14 protein-coding genes and 1 pseudogene are annotated in these 17,379 nt (G+C 66.9%); 10 read left to right on the top strand and 5 right to left on the bottom strand.

Features of this window, described 5'->3' with window-relative positions; genetic code table 11:
- The 3 genes from glgX to Q0283_RS04725 form a co-directional block, all read left to right on the top strand.
- Positions 1–2,006, top strand: a 2,006-nt coding sequence (gene glgX, locus Q0283_RS04735; protein ID WP_298043376.1) for a glycogen debranching protein GlgX, incomplete at its 5' end; no start/stop codon positions are given.
- A 144-nt stretch (positions 2,007–2,150) separates the two neighbouring features.
- Positions 2,151–2,696, top strand: coding sequence for a hypothetical protein (locus tag Q0283_RS04730; protein ID WP_298043374.1), 546 nt, complete (start codon positions 2,151–2,153; stop codon positions 2,694–2,696).
- A gap of 216 nt (positions 2,697–2,912) precedes the next feature.
- Positions 2,913–4,967 (top strand): acyltransferase family protein, encoded by a 2,055-nt coding sequence (locus Q0283_RS04725; protein ID WP_298043372.1) that lies wholly within the window; start codon positions 2,913–2,915, stop codon positions 4,965–4,967.
- 145 nt (positions 4,968–5,112) lie between these two features.
- Here Q0283_RS04725 and Q0283_RS04720 read toward each other — a convergent pair whose 3' ends face one another.
- The gene (locus Q0283_RS04720) at positions 5,113–6,516 is read right to left on the bottom strand and encodes an O-antigen ligase (RefSeq protein ID WP_298043380.1); all 1,404 of its coding nucleotides are present in this window, start codon (positions 6,514–6,516) and stop codon (positions 5,113–5,115) included.
- Between the two features lie 2,063 nt (positions 6,517–8,579).
- Between Q0283_RS04720 and Q0283_RS04715 the strand changes: the two genes are divergently transcribed.
- The 5 genes from Q0283_RS04715 to Q0283_RS04695 all read left to right on the top strand — a co-directional run bounded on the left by Q0283_RS04715 (position 8,580) and on the right by Q0283_RS04695 (position 13,065).
- Positions 8,580–8,891 carry a holo-ACP synthase gene (locus tag Q0283_RS04715; RefSeq protein WP_298043370.1) on the top strand — a complete coding sequence of 104 codons (312 nt, stop codon included), beginning with the start codon at positions 8,580–8,582 and terminating at the stop codon, positions 8,889–8,891.
- 30 nt (positions 8,892–8,921) lie between these two features.
- Positions 8,922–10,430: an NAD(P)H-hydrate dehydratase gene (locus tag Q0283_RS04710; protein WP_298043368.1), complete on the top strand. Its 1,509-nt coding sequence runs from the start codon at positions 8,922–8,924 to the stop codon at positions 10,428–10,430.
- A 158-nt stretch (positions 10,431–10,588) separates the two neighbouring features.
- Complete coding sequence (gene alr / locus Q0283_RS04705; RefSeq protein ID WP_298043366.1) at positions 10,589–11,869, top strand: alanine racemase; 1,281 nt, start codon at positions 10,589–10,591, stop codon at positions 11,867–11,869.
- Positions 11,870–11,913: 44 nt separating this feature from the next.
- Positions 11,914–12,474 (top strand): tRNA (adenosine(37)-N6)-threonylcarbamoyltransferase complex ATPase subunit type 1 TsaE, encoded by a 561-nt coding sequence (gene tsaE / locus Q0283_RS04700; RefSeq protein ID WP_298043378.1) that lies wholly within the window; start codon positions 11,914–11,916, stop codon positions 12,472–12,474.
- 447 nt (positions 12,475–12,921) lie between these two features.
- On the top strand, positions 12,922–13,065 hold the full coding sequence (locus tag Q0283_RS04695; protein ID WP_183527443.1) for a hypothetical protein: 144 nt from the start codon (positions 12,922–12,924) through the stop codon (positions 13,063–13,065).
- A 50-nt stretch (positions 13,066–13,115) separates the two neighbouring features.
- Here the strand turns inward: Q0283_RS04695 and Q0283_RS04690 are convergent, their stop codons facing one another.
- The 3 genes from Q0283_RS04690 to Q0283_RS04680 all read right to left on the bottom strand — a co-directional run bounded on the left by Q0283_RS04690 (position 13,116) and on the right by Q0283_RS04680 (position 15,676).
- Positions 13,116–13,526, bottom strand: a complete 411-nt coding sequence (locus Q0283_RS04690; RefSeq protein ID WP_298043364.1) for a rhodanese-like domain-containing protein — start codon at positions 13,524–13,526, stop codon at positions 13,116–13,118.
- Positions 13,527–13,550: 24 nt separating this feature from the next.
- Positions 13,551–14,450 carry a hypothetical protein gene (locus tag Q0283_RS04685; RefSeq protein WP_298043362.1) on the bottom strand — a complete coding sequence of 300 codons (900 nt, stop codon included), beginning with the start codon at positions 14,448–14,450 and terminating at the stop codon, positions 13,551–13,553.
- Positions 14,451–14,614: 164 nt separating this feature from the next.
- On the bottom strand, positions 14,615–15,676 hold the full coding sequence (locus tag Q0283_RS04680) for a serine hydrolase (protein ID WP_298043360.1): 1,062 nt from the start codon (positions 15,674–15,676) through the stop codon (positions 14,615–14,617).
- Between the two features lie 110 nt (positions 15,677–15,786).
- Here Q0283_RS04680 and tsaB point away from each other — a divergent pair, with 110 nt between their 5' ends.
- The gene (tsaB, locus tag Q0283_RS04675; protein ID WP_298043358.1) at positions 15,787–16,479 is read left to right on the top strand and encodes a tRNA (adenosine(37)-N6)-threonylcarbamoyltransferase complex dimerization subunit type 1 TsaB; all 693 of its coding nucleotides are present in this window, start codon (positions 15,787–15,789) and stop codon (positions 16,477–16,479) included.
- Between the two features lie 88 nt (positions 16,480–16,567).
- Here tsaB and Q0283_RS04670 read toward each other — a convergent pair whose 3' ends face one another.
- On the bottom strand, positions 16,568–16,864 hold the full coding sequence (locus Q0283_RS04670; protein WP_298043356.1) for a hypothetical protein: 297 nt from the start codon (positions 16,862–16,864) through the stop codon (positions 16,568–16,570).
- A gap of 105 nt (positions 16,865–16,969) precedes the next feature.
- Here Q0283_RS04670 and Q0283_RS04665 point away from each other — a divergent pair.
- Positions 16,970–17,379 (top strand): annotated as a pseudogene (locus Q0283_RS04665) (uracil-DNA glycosylase); the annotation flags it as partial.

The raw sequence follows: 17,379 nt of genomic DNA, 5'->3' as shown, positions 1-17,379 counted from the left end.
TCGATGACCAGGGCCAGGAGACCTGTCTGGAACTGACCGAACACTCCGGCAACACTTGGCACGTGCACGTGGCCGGAGTGGGACACGGCCAGGTGTACGGCTACCGGGTGCACGGTCCCTGGGACCCGGCCTCCGGGTTGCGGTTCAATGCCGCCAAGATCCTCATTGACCCTTACGCCAAGGCGATCACGGGGGACTTCAACTGGGGCCAGCACCAGTTCTCCTACGACTTCGAGAACCACGACGAGATCGACACCACCGACTCGCTGGGCCACACCATGCTCGGCATCGTCATCGACGACTCCTTCGACTGGGGTGAGGACGAGCGGCCGGACATCCCCTTCAACGAGACAGTCGTCTACGAGACCCACGTCAAGGGCATGACTGCCCTGCACCCGGACGTGCCCGAGGACCAACGGGGCACCTACGCCGGCTTGGCGCACCCGACTGTCGTCAAGCACCTGAAGCGGCTCGGGGTCACGGCCGTGGAACTGATGCCGGTGCACCAGTTCACCAATGACTCCTACCTGCAGGACAAGGGACTCTCGAACTACTGGGGATACAACACCCTGGGCTACTTCGCCCCGCAGAACACCTACTCGTCCTCCGGCGATCATGGTGAGCAGGTCCGCGAGTTCAAGCAGATGGTCAAGGACCTACACTCCGCCGGCCTCGAGGTCATCCTCGACGTGGTCTATAACCACACCGCAGAGGGCAACCACATGGGCCCCACGTTGTCCTTCCGAGGCCTGGACAACCGGAACTACTACCACCTGGTCGAGGGCGACGAACGCCACTACATGGACTACACGGGTACCGGCAACTCGCTGGACCTGTCCCATCCGATGGTGCTACAGCTGGTCATGGACTCCCTGCGCTACTGGGTGGAGGAGATGCGTGTGGACGGGTTCCGGTTCGACCTGGCCACCACGCTCACCCGCGCCGAGGGTGAGCAGGGACCGGACATGATGTCCGGGTTCCTCCAGGTGGTCCGCCAGGACCCGGTGCTGCGGCAGGTCAAGCTCATCGCGGAGCCCTGGGACGTCGGCTGGGCCGGGTATCAGGTCGGCAATTTCCCGGGGCTGTGGAGCGAGTGGAACGGCAAGTACCGGGACACCGTCCGCGACTTCTGGCGTGGGGAGCCGGGCACGCTGGCCGAGTTCGCCACCCGGATCACCGGCTCGGCCGACCTCTACGAGGATGACAATCGCACCCCGCGGGCATCGGTGAACTTCGTGACCGCCCATGACGGCTTCACCCTGCGGGACCTCGTCTCCTACAACGAGAAGCACAACGACGCCAACGGTGAGGACAACAACGACGGTGAGTCCCACAACCGCTCGTGGAACTGCGGTGAGGAGGGGCCCACGGAGGACGCAGAGGTCAACCGCCTGCGCGCCCAGCAGCAGCGGAACTACCTGACCACCCTGATGCTCAGCCAAGGTGTGCCGATGATCTGCCACGGGGACGAGCTCGGCCGGACTCAGCAGGGCAACAACAACGTCTACTGTCAGGACAACGAACTGTCCTGGGTCCACTGGGACGAGGCGGACGAGGCCCTCATCGAGTTCACCTCCACAGTGATCGGGTTGCGCCAGGAACACCCGGTGTTCCGCCGCCGGCAGTACTTCGAAGGACGACCGATGTCCCGCGAGAACCCCGAGGAGCTGCCGGACATCGTGTGGCTGGAGCCGGATGCAACGCCCAAGGACGAGTCCGACTGGGACTCGTACCATGCGCGGTCCATCGCGTTCTTCCTCAACGGTCACCACCTGCCGGCTCCTGTCCGGCCGGGTGATGCCGAGACCGACCACGATTTCTATGTGCTCTTGAACGCATACTGGGAACCGGTGGAGTACACCCTGCCGGGTGCGCCGTTCCCGGATTCCTGGACGCTCGTGGTGGACACCGCCCATGCCGCCGCGGACGTCACCGCGTTCAGCGCGGGGGATAAGGTCACCGTTCCCGGTCGCGGGATCGTGATCCTCCAGTCCACGGAGCGTTGAGCGAGCGGGTATGGGCCAGTTGGTGATCAGGTGACCGGCGACGGTGACAGGGCAAGCGCCGCGCGAGCAGACCGGATATCGTGGCTGCGTCGGTCCGCCCGGCGGGGACGATGGCGCCGCTGGGTGATGCGTGGAGCTGGACTTGTGGTACTTGCGTTCCTGGTCGCGGGCGCAATCCTGGGTTGGTTCACGGCCAACCCTCGGGAGAACGCCGCGCCGCACGTTGATGCGCTGCTCGTGCTGTCCACCCAGGACGGGGCACACGATGAGGCGTACCGACTGGCCGAGGCGGGAGTCACCGACCTGCTCATCGTCTCGGTACCTGATGGTGCCTCGGACTCATTGTGCGGCAATGCTCCCAAGCGCGTGGAGTCTGTGTGTTTCACCCCCGAGCCCGTGACTACCCAAGGCGAGGCCATGGGAGGTACGGTCATCGCGCGAGAACATGACGCCCAGAGCCTTGGTGTCTTGACCTTCAACCACCACGTCGAGCGATCCCGGCTGCTCGTGGAGAGATGCTGGGCCGGACCCGTGTACATGTACGAGTTCCAGCCAGTCCGGCGCGCGCTCGGTTATGTCTATGACTTCGTCTACGCCATGTCGGCTTACGGCAAGGCCTTCCTGACCCCGGCGTGCGACGCCCCGCCGCCGGATTGGCTCCAGACGCCCATCGACCGCATCAAGGACTAAGCCCCGCCTCGCACAATCACGCTAAGGGGGAGGCTGTCTTTCGTGGAGTATTCCAATCAGGTCAGCGCCACCGCCACACGCATTCGGAGGCTCACTTTCTCCATGATGTTTATGCACTGATCCGGTCTTCATGCCGTCATCAGTTACGCCTTTGTCAGTAACGAAGTCATGGCCCCGTTAGGATCACTGCGGGGATCCACGTCTGCGAGGGGAAACATGAGTACGGAAACACTGCCGGTTGTCGCGCGCGCAATAGAACAGCCACAGTACCGGAAGCGTCTGGACATTCAGGGTCTGCGAGCTATCGCTGTCGTCCTTGTGATTATCGAGCATGCCCGGTGGGGACTATCTGGCGGCTTCACCGGCGTGGACATCTTTTTCGTGATATCCGGCTTCGTGATCACACTCTCCCTCTTGCGCGGCCTGCACCGGGATGATCGGGTCGGGTTCAAGGAGTTCTACAAGCGGCGCATCTTCCGACTCATGCCAGCCGCGACCTTAGTCATCCTCGTGACGGCCATCGTGTCGATCTTGCTGGTCTCCCCCTTGGGCATCCAGCAGCAGGCGGCGGCCACGGGCGGTGCGGCGCTGGTATGGGTCTCTAACATCGCCCTGTACTTCATCGCGTCGGACTACTTCAGCCCGCACGTGCAGGCGAACCCGTTCCTGCACACATGGTCGCTGGGTGTGGAAGAACAGTTTTACATGTTCTTTCCCGTCGTAATTGCCCTGGGATGGATGGTCGCCCGCAAGCGCCGGTGGGACCCGATGAAGCTACTTGTCGGACTAGTGGTGTTGATCGGTACCGCTTCTTTTGTGCTGTCCCTGGCCACCTCGATGGGCGAGACTCTCGGGTTTGTCCGCAACCCAGTGCAGTTCGCCTTTTACATGATGCCGACCCGGGCGTGGGAGTTCGCCGTTGGAGTGCTCCTGGCACTCGCGCTGAGCCGTCGCACTGTTCTGGATCGCGTTCCGGCGCCGGTCTCCACCGCGGTCTCGGCACTGGGACTCGTTCTCATTGGTGTCGGAGCGGTTGTCATCACTAGTGCCATGCATTTTCCTGGCTATGCCGCATTTCTTCCGGTCTTCGGTGCGGCGATGGTAATACTGGGCGGTTCCCACCCTAATCCGGTGGCATCTGTACTCGGCACCAAGGTGATGACGTGGGTCGGTGATCGTTCCTACTCCCTGTATTTGTGGCACTGGCCGGCAATCGTTATTGCCCGACGCGTCTGGCCTGACTCTGGGCTGGGCGTTATCAGCGCAGTCGTCGTTGCGATCCTCCTGGCTGACCTCACCTATCGATACGTGGAAGAGCCGTTCAAGAGACTTGGCTACAGGTCGCTTAAGTGGCGGACGGTGGTCGTCCCCGGAGGGGTATTTGCGGCCGCCGGCGGGGCATGTCTGGTGTTGCTGGTAGGCAGCATGCTCAGTTGGAACAACCCTCAATTGAAGGCTGTAACGGACCAGCTCAACGAGCGGCCCGTCGGGTACAAGGAGTGCCTTTCGACCATTCCGGTGAGTCAGCGCGATATGAGTCCTTGCACCTGGGGCCTTGATCGACCCGGTTCTCCGATCTATCTCATGGGTGATTCAAACGCGCAGCAGTACACCGAAGCGATGATCGGTGCTGCCGAGGAGCTACGTCGCCCGCTGGTTGTGGCCACCTGGGGTGGCTGCGGATTTTTCGACGCGCAACGTCACGACTCCGAGGAGCCCACGAAGGGCGAGGAATGTGCGACATACGTGAAGGATGGTACGGCGTGGCTAAACACGCAGGCATCCGGGACTGTCGTCATGGCCACTGCCGGCAACGGATTGGCCACTCAGACAGTGACCCTTGCGGGTCAGTCTGGAATCGATGCCAAAGCCGCAGTCTGGGAGCAGGCCCTGCAAGATCAAATCCAGACGTTGCAGAATTCCGGCCACGAGATCATGCTCGTTGCGACTGCGCCACATTTCCCGGATCCGTTCAGAGAATGGTGGCATCCTGCCGACTGCAGTACCCAGGAGCTGATCAACAGTCCAGAATTCTGTGCCCCGTCTCTCACCAAGGCAGAAGTCGCCCAGCAGCGTCAGTACGCCGTAAGCGCTGAGACACGGGCTGCTGAGGTTACGGGCACTCCAATGGTCGACCCAGTACTCGCGTTGTGTTCAGATACCTGCTCAGGGTATCGCGACGGGACTTGGATCTACCGCGATGGTTTGCACATCAGTCCTGAGCAATCCCGCGGTATGTCCGACTTCTTCGCATCCTCTCTCACCCAGTAAGCAGGGGTAGGGCCGGAGTGTCGTGGTCCTTATGCTTTGATGCCACTTCAAGGCAGCACGGCCACAGGCTGTGATTCGGTGACCTTCTTTGCACTCTGCCACTGCTCTACCGCCCTGCAAGTGTGGGTGCCGGAGGCCCTGTTAATTAATTGACTGGGCCTCCGGCACCCACACTTGCTGACTGCTGGCTCAGGTCAGCCGCTTCAAGTGGGAATGATCGGATTTTCTCTTGGTCGTCTTTCGACTTCGGCTTAATACTTAGCACGGCGGCCAGCACTGCGAACCAGAACAGGTAAGGATACGGTTGGCCCACCCCGAAGATCGCGGACTCGGTGAACTGGATGGCAACGCCCGCCACGATTGTGGCCGTCAAGCCCGCGGCGAAATCCTTGGCAGGCGCCTTGATGATGACAACGAGTAGTAACCCAGAAACCAATACCACGGGGAGCAGGCCCGCCCAGCCGAGTTCATAGAGCATCTGAAGGTAGGAGTTATGGACGGAAAATATGCCCACGCCTAACCCTGCTGCGTGTAGTGCTTCGAGCGCGATCTGCGAGGCTGCCCATCCCACACCCAGAGGGTTGACCGCTAGGCGCTCGAACACTTCGCCCCAGACGTCGCCGCGGGCGTTGAGGACGTCGCCGCCCTCGTTGGCCGTGAAGCGATCCATAGAATCCCCGAGGAGATCGACACCCGATGCTTGGATGAACAGGAAACCAACCAGGCTGATGGCTAGGGCGGCGACGAGCCGGGCGAGACTTCCCTTGACGACAACGACCACGACGGCCACGGTGACGGCGATCATGGCGGTGCGGGACTGGGATAGCACGACCTGGGATGCCGGGATGAGTAGGGATGCCCACGTGATAGCTGAACGCCTACGTGCCGCGACGCCGATACCGAGTGCGAAGGTGATGGCTGCGAGCATTCCCAGCAGGTTTGGGTTGTTCAAGATTCCCTGTTGACGCCCGCTGAAGTCGGAGATGGCTTCGAACATTCCAAAAGCGGCCATGACTTGGCCGGCTGCGAGCATCACAAAGAATGTCCAGTAGACAGCGCTTAGATCACCCATCATCGCGCCTCTGTCTTTCCAGCGCACGGTGCTGACGCGCTGCAGGAGCAACACGAAACCGGCAAATGTTAGCCCTTCAATTAGGGTTTCCACGCGAGACACGCTCCAGATGAAGGAGACTAGGGCGTAGACGACCGTCAGCCAAAGGATGCGCATGGCGGCCTTGTGAATGCCGTTGTAGTACTCGGCTGCCTTTCCGGCTGTCTCTACCAAGGTGACGACCAGCAGTGAACCCAGGGCGGCCATCTTCAGAGGGCCACCGACCGCCGCCAACGCATCAATGTTGGATGCTCCGGCGAACATGGCGAGGATGGTGATGACGTAGGCACGTCGCCACCACCCTTTGATGACGGCGAGTATCCCCACCGCGGCCAGGATAGAGAACGCAACCCCGGCCCCTGCCGGTGAGGCGACGGCTGCTAGAACAATCACTGCGGTCAGGGCCATGGTCGCCAGCAGGGGCAGGGAATCGTGCATCTTCACTCGACCATGCTATCGGCCCAGATCAGATGTACTCGATATAGGCGCTGGTAGTGTCCCCCCGCTGTTGGTGTTGTGCCCGGTCGCGCCAGTGACGCGGAGCTCCAGGGTGGCGGTGGAGCTTACCCTAATGTCGGACACGTCGATGGTGTGTGTGCCGTTGAACGGGCTGACAGTGGAGGAGGCAAGGGCCGTTGTCCACCCCTCTGCGCCGATGTGCAACTGGGAGTGGCCGGTTGGAGCCGCACGCCATGGCAGCCCATTCTTGACCACGCTGCGCTTAAACCTTGGCCCCTTCGGGAGGGTCACACGGGGGCTGGTGGTGGTTGCGCCCGCCGCTGGTAGCACCGGGGTAAGCGTCTTGACCTGTGTGACCTTTAACGTCGGCGGTGTGGCCCGCACGAGTGCGGTGCGACAGCCGTAGTCGAAGTCCTTGGGAACGATTGGGTTGGTCGCGGTGTCCGAGTCCTGCCGGAAGCAACCATCCGCGATAATCCGCGCCGAGGGGTGGACGCCGGGGGATCGGGTGCCGCGAGGTGGTCCGGTCGGTGTCACACCCCTCGAACTGGATCACGGCCCCATCGAAGTTGCCACTTTGGCGCAATCGGCGCGGCACGTTAGCGCGTCCACGTGCCGGCTGTGGGCCCGCTGAAGGTTCGGTTGACTGCCGGACTGCTCTGCGGGACTAAGAAGGTAGTCATCGTGCGAAAACGGCACTCGGAGGAGTTCAGGCCCAGCACCCTGAACTTGCTCGAGCAAGGAATGACGCAGAAGCCGGTCTGCCAGCACCTTGGGATGTCCATTTCAGCGCTGTAGTCCTGAGTGAACGAAGCTACCTGCATCAACACGGCTTCGAACTGGCCGAAGGCGCCGAGGGGAGCAGGCAATGAAGCTCCAGCGGATCCGGGTGTTGGAGCGGGAAACGCGATCCTGCATTCGACCACTACCTCTCTGTTTCAGACGAACTTCCTGCCGGGGCAAGCGCGCTCATAGTGAGGTCCCCGCTGGTCCGTGGCCTTGCCGCCACCGGAGCCCCGGTGACGGTGTCCTGTCGGGTATGGGGTTATTCCAAGCAGGCCGTCTACAAGTGGTGTACCCGGCCGGTCTCAACACGGGACTGAGGGGAGGAGCCCCTGCTCAAGGCTGCCTCCGACGTCCATGCCAGCGATCCGGAGGTTGGACAACGGTTCATCGCAGATGAGCTGCGGCCGCTGACCATGTCGTTGCGGACCGGCGGTGTAGTGGCTGTATTTCCAGCAGCGGATCATCTCGGCCACGATGCGCCGTGCAAAGTGGCATGGCAAGAAACCTGGCTCGCCGGTCTTCGATGACCCGCTTCAACGGGACTTCACCGCCACGAGCGTCAACAACAGGGGCTGACGGATATCGACGAGCACCGCACCAGGGGGGGCAATCTTCATCTGTGCACGATCAGGGTCGGCTGTTGAGGGGCAGATCGTTAGTTACGCCACGGGGCCTGCGGATTAACTCCTACCTGGCCATTGCTGCACTGGACGACACGGTGGCTCACCGCGGGACTGGATTCGTGACCGGGTGCATTGTTTACAGTGACCGCGGTAGCCAAGCCGAATCAACCGGTCGTCATAACACCGACTTCTTGGAGGTGTTTGATGGGAGTCAAGGAGAGGCAGAAGCCGGTCCAGGCCCGCCAGGGGAAATCGTCTCTTCGGGCCGGGGGTCGCTGGGCCAACCGCAACGAGCTGCGCCTTGCCATCATTCACGGGATCGCGCGGACTTATTACCACCGCCCGTGGCAACGCCGGCCGGGTACGCGGACCATGGTGGAGTCGGCTAGATAAGGTTCGGTTGACTGCGTGGCGGTTCTCTTGAGACGCCAACCCCGGATGGACGTTGTCGCGGTAAACTCACAAGATGAGGGCGCGGATTATTGCCGTGGTCTAGAAGCGGCGACGAACTGGCGGACGGGCGCCGGTGCCGATCGACTGCTCTACACAATGATGTCTTCGACAGGACGGAGCCTCCAAGCCGACATTCCTGTTTCGAATGTTCTGAGATCTTAATTGCCTGAGGCGGGCGAGATGTCGAAACCCAAGTTGGCCAAGGCACCCGGCCTGCGCGAGCGGCTCTTCACTCCCTCCGAGCGCGAGCTCAACGTCCGCTCCCTCGCCGCGCGCTTCGCGGCGAAGGAGGCGATCGCCAAGGCCCTCGGCGCCCCCGCCGGGATGAACTGGCAGCACTGCCGGATCGATGTCGATGCCGCCGGAGCACCCCACGTGGTGACCACCGGCACCGTCGCCGAGGTGGCTGCCGCCCGGGGCGTGGAGACCTGGCACCTGTCCCTGAGCCACGACGGTGACATCGCCACGGCGATGGTTGTCGCCGAGGGCTGAGATCCACGCCGACCTAGGAGGGCCGCCCTGATGCACGCCTATCCCGGCTCCGCCGTCCGGGCCGCCGAGAGGCCCCTGCTCGAGACCGGCCACGGTGACGAGTTGATGCGCCGGGCCGCATGGGGGCTGGCCACACACGTCCTGCGGGAACTGCGCGCTCGTGGACCCGTGGCGGGCGTCGCGGTGGTGGCCCTCGTGGGGACGGGGAACAACGGCGGGGACGCCTTGTGGGCGCTGAGCTTCCTACGTCAGCGGGGCGTGGACGCCGTCGCCGTGCCGACGGGAGCCCGGATGCACGAGGCTGGGTTGGACGCGCTGCTGCGCGCCGGTGGCCGGGTGCGGGAGCAGATCCCGGACCACGCCGTGCTCGTCATTGATGCCGTACTGGGGACCGGGGCCCGGGGCGGCTGGGAACCGGCGTCGATACCGCCGGTGCCGCCAGGGGTCACCGTCGTCGCCTGCGACCTGCCCTCGGGCGTGGACGCGGACACCGGCCACGTGGCCGGGGGAGTGATCCCCGCGGACCTGACCGTCACCTTCGGTGCCCTCAAGACCGGACTGCTCATCGGTGCCGGGGCACACGCCGCCGGCCGTGTGGAACTCGTTGACATCGGGCTGGGGCCGTACCTGGGAACGCCGGACGTGTCCTCGGTGGAGCGCGACGAGGCGCTCGCGGTCTTCGCGCCTCCGGCATGGGACGACCACAAGTACCGCCGCGGCGTCCTGGGGGTGTGCGCCGGATCGGAGCGGTACCCCGGGGCCGCGGTGCTGGTCTGCCACGCGGCCGTGGCCTCGGGGCTGGGAATGGTCCAGTACGCCGGTCCGCAGCGGGCCGCGGACCTCGTCCTCGCGGCCTGTCCCGAAGTGGTGGCCGGTAACGCGGTCGAAGGGAAGGCCCGGGCGTGGGTGGCCGGACCGGGACTCGGCTCCGACGACGATGCGCGCTCGCGTCTGGCCGAGGTCGTCGAGGCCTGTGTGGACGGCGCGTTGCCGCTGGTGCTCGATGCCTCCGCGCTGGACCTGGTTACCCTGGAGGACCTGGACCGGCTACGCGCCGCCGGAGCCCCCGTCGTGCTGACTCCGCACGAGGGGGAGTTGCGGCGCCTGGTCAGCCGGCTCTCCCCGGATATGAACGTCTCTTTCGCTGCAGTGGCCGGATGGGATCCCGTGGCCACCGCGCGGCGGACGGCGAAGGAACTGCGCGTCGTCGTGGTCCTCAAGGGGCCGACCACCGTCTGCGTCGCTCCCGACGGACAGACTATCGTCCAGAACGAGGGCGGCCCCGAACTGGCGACGGCCGGCAGCGGGGACACCCTGGCCGGCCTCATCGGTTCCGCCCTTGCGCGGACTGAACACGACGGCCCGACCGCCACGGTGGAGAAGGTGGCCGCTGCGGCATGGCTGCACGGCATGGCCGGGCAGCGCTCCGCAGCTCAGGGGCCCTTCGGCGCCTCAGCCTTGGCAGGTGCCGTGCGTGACGTCATGGCGTCTGGCAAAGAACCGGCGACCGGGAAAACACTGTCCCCACCCGGCGTGTAGGTCATTATCCCGCAGCTGCGGCAGCTGCGACGGGTACCCACGACGTACGGGGGACCACTGTGTCTCCACCAGCCAGGCACCCGTTCGATACGCGTCCGGAGCGTACGCGCACGCCCACCATGGTGCACTCAGGGTGTGATGGAAGAATGGGGCCCATCATGTCTTCTGTCAGCGACGCCATCACCGACTTCCACACCCCGCCGGCCCTGCAGCCGGTGGGTATCACCGGGCCTACCGGTCCGGCTGGATCCGCCACATTAACCGGGCCCTCTCTCCCCGCTGAGCGGGCCGCCGTCGTGGACCTGGCCGCGATCCGGCACAACGTGGCCCAGTTGCGGTCCTGGGTCCAGCCGTCCGCGTTGATGGCCGTGGTCAAGGCCGACGGCTACGGACACGGTGCGGTGCCCGTGGCCCGCGCAGCCGTGGAGGCCGGGGCCACCTGGCTCGGGGTGGCACACGTGTCCGAGGCGCTGGAACTGCGGGCCGCCGGGCTCAGCGCGCCGACGCTGGCCTGGTTGCACACCCGGGACACCCCGTTCGGGCGGGCCATCGAGGAGAACATCGACCTCGGCATCTCCGGCTGGGAGCTGGAGGCGATCGCCCAGGCCGCGCAGCGCCTGGAACGCCCTGCGCGGGTGCACCTCAAGGTGGACACCGGGCTCGGACGGAACGGGGCGACGCTGGCCGACTGGCCGGGCGTGGTGGCCCGGGCCGCCGAGCTGCAGGAGGCCGGGGTGATCCGGGTGGTCGGGATCTTCTCCCACCTGGCCGTGGCCGACGAGGAGGACCGCGACGCCGAGACGGACGAGCAACTGGCCCTGTTCCACGATGCCGTGGAGACCGCCAAGAGTGCCGGGCTGACCGTGGACCTGCGGCACATCGCCAACACCCCGGGCATCCTGGGGCGTCCGGATGCCCACCTGGACCTGGTCCGAGCCGGCCTGGGGATCTACGGACTCTCACCGTTCAGCGACCGTCCCGCTGAGGAATTCGGGCTCATCCCCGCCATGACCGTCACCACCACGGTGGCGAACAACAAGGCCGTCGACGCCGGCCAGGGCGTTTCCTACGGGTACCGGTACCACACCTCCGCCCCCACACGCCTGGCCCTGGTCCCCCTGGGGTACGGGGACGGGGTGCCGCGGACGGCGATCGCCGCCCCCGTGTCCATCGGCGGCCAGCGGTACGAGGTGGCCGGGCGGATCGCCATGGACCAGTTCGTGGTGGACCTGCGGACCGAGGACGCCGCCGCAGCGCCCATCGGGGCCCGGGTGGACCTGTTCGGCCCGGAGTCCGGGATCGCCGCCGACGAGTGGGCCGCCGCGGCCGGGACCATCAACTACGAACTCGTCACCCGCATCGGTGCCCGGGTCCCGAGGATCCACGTGGACACGGATCCGGGCGTGGACGCCGGGATCCCCACGGGGGAGAGCCGGTGAGATCCGTCCACGTGCCGGTCCCGCACCCGCTGGCCCGGCTCGAGGTGACGCTGGACGGAGCCGCCGCGACGCAGGCATGGGCCGCGCAATTGGCCCAGCAGCTGCGGGCCGGTGACGTGGTGATCCTGACCGGGGAGCTCGGGGCCGGGAAGACGACCTTCACCCAGGGCCTCGGGGCGGGACTCGGCGTGCGGGAGGGCATCATCTCTCCGACGTTTGTGCTCTCCCGGATCCACCCGTCCCAGGAGGGCGGACCCGACCTGGTGCACGTGGATGCCTACCGGCTCGCATCCGCCGGCGAGCTGTCCGACCTGGACCTGGACACCACCGTGGACCGGTCGGTGACGGTCGTCGAGTGGGGGAGGGGACTGGCGGAGTCCCTGGCCGGCTGGCCCGATGACCCCGAGGCGTCGTGGCTGGACATCGAGTTGCTGCGCGCGACCGGTGGGGGAACGAGCGGTGGCGAAGGCGTCCGCGCCGACGCCGAGGCCGGCACCATCATCACCGACTTCTCCGACGAGGACGGTGCCGGGCAGGACGAGGCGCGCACCGCCGTCGTCCTGGCCTACGGGCCCCGCTGGGCCTCCGCGGCACTGCCCCACTGACAACCCTGCGTGGTCCCATGCTGTGAAAGCGTCGTAAAGAGCCTGGTCACGGGGCACCAAGAGGTCAACGAGTATGGCCCTCGCATGTTCCCCGTGGCGTCCGTGCGTAGGTTCCTCGGCAAGCAGGAAACCCTGATGCCACGGAGGCGAAGTAGACCATGGGCCGACTCAACGGCAGGACCACGGCGATCTGCACGTGCATCCGCGACACACGAGAACCCCGGGTGGTGGTCGTGCTGGATCCCCAGTGCCCCCGGTGCGCTGCAGGACGCTCCACGACACATACCGTCGTATGCGATGGATGTTGAGCAGATCTCTAGCTCTTGAGGGGCGGCGCTCGCTAGACTCGCGTTCAGGTAACCGCTCGGCCATCCCCAAGAAACGCCGCGCCGGTTCCCGTCTCATACGCACGTGCGGATTTCCGCTGAACTCTTCGGAGGGGCCACCATGAACAACTCTCAGAGCCGTACCCACTATCGGACCGTCTACGGATCGAACCCCAAGCGCCTGGAGGCCGGGACGGCCGTCGGGATCGCCCTGGTGCTCCTGGTCCTGGCGGCGTTCTTCTTCTTCCTGATGTTCATGCAGTAATCCGGAGCACTCATACTCTGCCGCGGAGCGCTCGCGGCCGGGCCTGTCGGTCACGTGCGGACGTCGAAGTCTCCGTAGGTGACCGGCAGGCCGTGCTGCTGCCAGGCCTCGAAGCCGCCGTCGATGTCCGTGACGCGATGCAGTCCCATCTGGCGCAGGTTCCACGCCGCCAGGGACGACGCGTAGCCGTGCCGGCAGAACAGCACGTAGCGGGTGTCCCAGCGGGTGGCCTCCGGGATGCGGTACTCGAAGCCGGGATCGAGCCGCCAGGGGAGCACCGTCAGGTCGATCACGATCGCGCCCGGGATGCCCGGGGCCTCGGCGCGATGGGTCTCGGTGCGCACGTCGATCAGCACCGCACCCCGTTGCTGCTCCGCCAGGGAAGCCGCGGGGGAGAGGCGGTCCAGGCCCGCGCGCACACGGCGCAGCAGGGCCATCGATCCGTTCGGGTCAGTCTCCACACCGTGATCCTAGGGGGTGGTGGCCTACCCGGGCCCGGAGCGCAACCAACCGAGCTCACGCAGGTGCTCGTGCACCAGGCGGGCGACGGCCGCCTCGGCCGCAGGGTTCAGGTGCGCGCTGTCCTTGGACAGCGAGGGCGGCTTGTTCCCGGCCGCCTGCTCCTGCCGGTCTGCCGGCGTCGGGGTGATGCCGGCGTACCCCCACACCTCCGGTGAGGTGAGGAACCCGCCCAGGTCGAGGAACTGCCGGCCGAACTCGGCGCGGGCCGCGGCGTTGTAGGCCGTGACCCCGTCCCGGAGCGCCGAACCGGCGCGCGGAGTGTGCGTGTTGACGAAGTGGCCCATCACGAGGACATTGGTGTCACCGTTCCAGGCCACCGCGTCCCGGGTCCACTGCAGCAGCGTGCCGACGTCCCGGGTCCCACCGGCCCCGTTGAGGTTGTTCTTGCCGAGGTTCAGCAGCAGGATGGCCCCGCGCTGGCCGTGGGTGGGCCGGAAGGCCGTGTCCTGCGCCGGGTGGGAACCGAGGCGCGCCACCGTCTCCTCGGCGAGCTCACCACTGTGACCCCCGTTGTAGAACGGCATGCCCCGGAACTCGGCGGCGAAGCGCGGGCCGGACAGCGCGATGGTGGAGGACCCGAACGCGTAGAGCCGTCCGTAGTCGAGGGCCACCGGGGTGCGCTGTCCGGTGTGCCGGTCGGTCACCGTCGCGTGCCCCCAGGCCGTGGACTCCGCGGTGTAGCGCGCGGTTCCGGTCAGCGCGGTCCGTCCCCGTCCCGCAGGCTCGGGGGATACCGAGGTGAACCGGGCGTCACCCGTCGCGGAGGGGGTCGCCTTCACCTGGGCGCCGGTGGAGATCACGACGCCGGCCAGCACCGCCAGGGCGGCCCGGCGGCCCAGGGTGCTCCCAGTGGGTGTCGCCATGGTCGCCCCTCCCGTCGCCGGTGCTGCTCACACGGTAGGCGGGCCGGAGGGGACGGGAAACGGGGTGGTGTACTCGGTTGCTACTGGTCAGGTGCAGGTGCAGGTGCAGGGGCTGGTCGCGCAGCGAAGGCAGGCAGGCAGGCGCCGTGCTGGGGTGCAGCGGGTCAGATCCAGGATCCGCAGGGATTCAGCCAGTCCACATAGCGCTGGATGACCGGCCAGGCGCCCTCGGAGTCGTTGGAGACGATGGTGACGGTGGTCCGGGTGGTCGGGTCGAAGCGGGTGCGCACCGAGATGCCGGGGTCGTATCCCTCCAGGATCCAACCGGGGCCGTCCTCGTCGAGCCAGAAGCCCATCCCGCAGCGCAGACCCTCGTACTCGTCGTGGTGCCGGGGGCGGGTCAACTCCGCCAGCGCCCCACGGGAGACGATCCTGCCGTCCGCCAGGGCGCGCCAGAACCTGCTGAGGTCCTCGACCGTGGTGACGGCACCGCCGTCGCCGTTGCCGCGCACCGGCAGGTGCAGCACGTTGGTGCGCACCGAGTCGCACCGCAGGTACCCGGTGGCGGTACCGGCGGCGGGCTCGTCCAGCCGGGGGTAGCCGGTATTGCCCATGCCCGCGGGGGCGAGCACCCGCTCGGTGACCAGCTCGTGGAAGCTCCGGCCGCAGGCGCGCTCGGCGGCCAGCGCCAGGACGATGTACCCGCCGTTGTTGTAGGCGAACCGTTCTCCGGGCCGGGAGACCTGCGGGCAGTGCAGCACCTGCAGGAACCCCTCGGTCTCGGCCAGGGTGTGCGTGGGGACGGGCAGCACGTAGTCGGTGACCTCCCAGTCGGCCGACTCGTCCAGGTAGTCGCCGAGGCCCGAGGTGTGGCCGAGCAGGTGCTCCAGGGTCACGTCATCGTCGATCTCCGGCAGGTCCAGGCCGAGCATGGGCCGCACCCTCGAGACCCGAGACAGGGAGCCGTCCTCGATGAGGGACATGATGACCAGTGCCGTGAAGGCCTTGGACACGCTCGCCACCCCGAACCGGGTTTCGGGCGTGTTCGGGATGCGCAGCACACGCTCGGCCAGCCCGTACCCGCGGGACAGCACGGGGGAGCCCTCCACGTCAATGGAGATGGCACCGGAGAAGTTGTGGCGTAGCGCCGCCTCGTCCAGGGCCGAGGCGAGTTCCGTCAGGTCCTCGGCAGGCGTCGAGGCACCCGGAGGGGGAGGGGTTGTCACACGCTCAATCTAGTGCACGGGGGTGGTCCCGGGGAGGATGAGTCGCTGGTGGCGTCGGGTTTTCACCGGAGCCGCCGTGACGGGTACGGGTGCTCCGTAGACTGGACCCCGTGACCTCCGCCCCCCGCCCCCTGCTCGCGATCGATGCCTCCGCGACCGCCAGCGCCGCCGTCGTGCTCTCCGGCGAGGTCCTCGCCCGCTTCTCCACCACCGAGACCAACACCCACGCCGAGGTGCTCGCCCCCGCCGTGCAGCAGGTCATGCGGGAGGCGAACGTGGCCGCGGCGGACCTCGGGGCCGTGGTGGCCGGCGTCGGGCCCGGGCCGTTCACCGGGCTGCGCGCCGGGCTGGTGACCGCCCGCTCGCTCGCCTTCGCCTGGGGGCTGGACGTGCACGGGGTGATGAGCCTGGACGCGATCGCCCACCCCGCCGCCGAGGACGCCTGGCGCCGCGGGGTGGACGAGTTCGTCGTCGCCACCGACGCCCGCCGCCGCGAGGTCTACTGGGCGCACTACTCGCACGTGGGCGGGCAGTTCCAGCGCCTCCACGGCCCGTTCGTCACCGCCCCGGCCGACGTCACCCCGCTGCCGGTCTACGGCGCCGGGGCGGGGCTCTACCCGGACGTGCTGTCCTCCGTCCCGGAGTTCCGCACCACCGTCCCGGACGCCGGTGCCCTCGGCCTGGTCGGCGAGCTCTCCCTGCGCCGCGGCCGGGGCCTGCTGCCCGTGCAGCCGCTGTACCTGCGCGAGTCCGACGCCAAGGTCCCCGGGCCGCGCAAGAGGGCGGGCACGGGGGAGCGCTGACGCCTCGAGTTGGTTACGAGCACGATGGACGGTGGTTCGCGCGGCGTGTCTCACCGTGCATCGTGACCGTAACGCCGGCGGTTCCTGCCTAGAGCTCGCGCTCGTCCACGACGTCGAAGTCGCGGAACGTGATCTCCCCGTCCACGAGCTCCCGCATCCTCCTGGCGAACTCCGCGGTCTCCGGAAGCTGCGAGTTCTCCATGGCCGACTCGTAGGAGTCGAAGAAGACGACCTCGCAGTATCGGTCCGGGTTGTCGCGGTACGTCATCCACACGGCCCGGCGCGCCGTGCGCTTGCCCTGCGTGGCCCGCTCCCACTCGGCGAGGACCTCGGCCACCTCCTCGGGCCGGGTGGTGGTGTATTCGATCAGCTGGACGAACGCCATGACGCACTCTCCTTGGACGCGATCCCCCTTCAGGGTAGGCCCGGCGGAGAGGGGTGTGAAGATCGCAGGCGCCCCGGGTGTGAGCAGTGTGATCTACTCGGGATGATGACAGCTGATCACCCCGATGAGGACCCCGGCGCTGTCCCGTCACCGGATGCGGAAGCGCTCCCGCATCCGCTGACGGGACGGCGCTTCGCCTCACCCGTGCCGCCGGGCACCGGCTGGCCGGAGGACCCCGCACTGCCCACGACGCCGGCCGCGGCCTCGGCCGACCAGGTCCGGGACCTGGCGGCATCGGCGTCCTCGCTGGCCGAGGTCGACGCGCGGGTCAGCGTGTGCCGGGCCTGCCCGCGGCTGGTCCAGTGGCGCGAGACCGTGGCCGGGGAGAAGCGAAGGGCCTTCGCCGACCAGCCGTACTGGGGCAGGCCCGTGCCCTCCTACGGGGACGAGTCCGCGCGGGTCCTCGTGGTCGGGCTCGCCCCCGCCGCCCACGGCGGCAACCGCACCGGGCGGAT

The organism is uncultured Citricoccus sp., assembly GCF_937871995.1.
Taxonomy (GTDB): Bacteria; Actinomycetota; Actinomycetes; order Actinomycetales; family Micrococcaceae; genus Citricoccus.
The sequence above is the reverse complement of the archived record's forward strand: the minus strand, read 5'-3'. Positions and strand labels throughout refer to the sequence as shown.